We start from the raw sequence: 536 nt of genomic DNA on the forward strand, positions 1-536 counted from the left end.
AGCGTGGCGGCGGCCCTGGGCGACCCGCAGGCGCTGACGGCCCTGCGCGAGCTGGAAGTGCGCGAACGGGCGCGGCTGCTGGATTGGCAGGCCGAGCAACTGCGAGCCGAACTGGACAACACTCGCGACGCCCGCGCGAGAGAGGTGGCCCTGGCCCGTGCCGGGCATGGCGGGGCATGGGTGACCGGGATGGTGGCCCTGGTGGTGGTGGCCGGATTCTTCGGCATGCTGCGGGCGGTGCTGGAGCAACCCTCTGTAAGCGAACCGGCGCTGCTGCTGCTCGGCTCGCTGGGCACGGCCTTCGGTGCGGTGGTCAACTACTATCTGGGTTCGTCGCTGGGGTCATTCCGCAAGGACGAACTGCGCTCTCGCCACGGAGAGGGCGGCACGCGATGACCGGCCCGAGCGTATCCGGGAACGACGCCGTGGCACGTGACGACGAACACCGGGCCGAAGGGTGGCGCCTGGACCGCCGGGTGGGCGTGCAGGCGCTGGCGGCTGCGGCCACGGCCTTTGCGGGGGCGGTGATGCTGGCG

1 protein-coding gene is annotated in these 536 nt (G+C 72.0%); it reads left to right on the top strand.

Annotation, left to right across the window (positions count from 1 at the left end):
- Positions 1 to 396, top strand: a 396-nt coding sequence (locus FVW20_RS18600; RefSeq protein WP_196610734.1) for a hypothetical protein, incomplete at its 5' end; no start/stop codon positions are given.
- Positions 397 to 536 lie beyond the last annotated feature (140 nt).

The sequence above is a fragment of the Nitratidesulfovibrio oxamicus genome (assembly GCF_015731765.1).
Lineage (GTDB): Bacteria > Desulfobacterota > Desulfovibrionia > Desulfovibrionales > Desulfovibrionaceae > Cupidesulfovibrio > Cupidesulfovibrio oxamicus.